The organism is Pseudonocardia sp. SID8383, assembly GCF_009864975.1.
Taxonomy (GTDB): domain Bacteria; phylum Actinomycetota; class Actinomycetes; order Mycobacteriales; family Pseudonocardiaceae; genus Pseudonocardia; species Pseudonocardia alni.
Window position 1 is genome coordinate 1 of the sequence record NZ_WWFY01000193.1, and the last position, 849, is coordinate 849.

1 protein-coding gene is annotated in these 849 nt (G+C 75.4%); it reads left to right on the forward strand.

Features of this window, described 5'->3' with window-relative positions; translation table 11 throughout:
• Positions 1-150: 150 nt before the first annotated feature.
• The coding region (locus GTW08_RS04705; RefSeq protein ID WP_202416403.1) for a YhgE/Pip domain-containing protein at positions 151-849 on the forward strand (699 nt) is incomplete at its 3' end.

Here is an 849-nt window from a genome sequence, read left to right on the forward strand (position 1 = left end):
GCGGCTGCTGCGCCGCCGCCCCGCCGGGACCGCGGACGCTCCGCCGCCCGGCACCGGGGAGCCCCCGCGGGACGCGGGCACGGCGGTCCTGCCCGGGGCCGACCTCACCCCCGGGGCCACCGACGGCGACGAGAGCACGGAGCGGACCTCATGAGCGCGATCAGGATGGCGATCAGCGAGCTGCGGCGGATCACCGCCGGGCGGCTGCCGGTCCTGGCCGTGCTCGCGCTGCTGATGATCCCGATGCTCTACGCGGGCTTCTACCTCTACGCCAACGGCGACCCCTACTCCCGCCTGGACCAGGTGCCCGCCGCGCTCGTCGTCGACGACGCGGGCGGCACCGACGCCGAGGGGAAGGCGCAGAACGTCGGCCAGGACGTCGCGACGGAGCTGACCGACTCCGGCTCGTTCGACTTCCACCGGGTCTCGGCCGCCGAGGCCGACCGCGGTGTCCGCGACAACGTCTACACCTTCGCCGTGACGATCCCGCGCGACTTCACCGCGGCCCTGCAGTCCTCCGGCGAGTTCACCCCGCGCCAGGGGATCCTCGTGCTCACCACCAACGACGCCAACAACTACCTGGCCCGCACGATCGCCGACACCCTCACCACCCGGGTCCGCGAGTCGGTCGCCAAGGAGGTCGGGACGCAGGCCGCGGACCGGTTCCTCACCGGCTTCTCCACGATCCACACCAGGACCCAGGAGGCCGCGGACGGCGCCGGGAAGCTCGCCGACGGCGCGGCCACCGCCCACGACGGGGCCGCCCGGCTGGCGTCCGGCGCCGGTGAACTGGCGACCGGGCAGCGGACGCTCCTCGACGGCGCCCAGCAGCTCGCCGGCGGCGCGGGC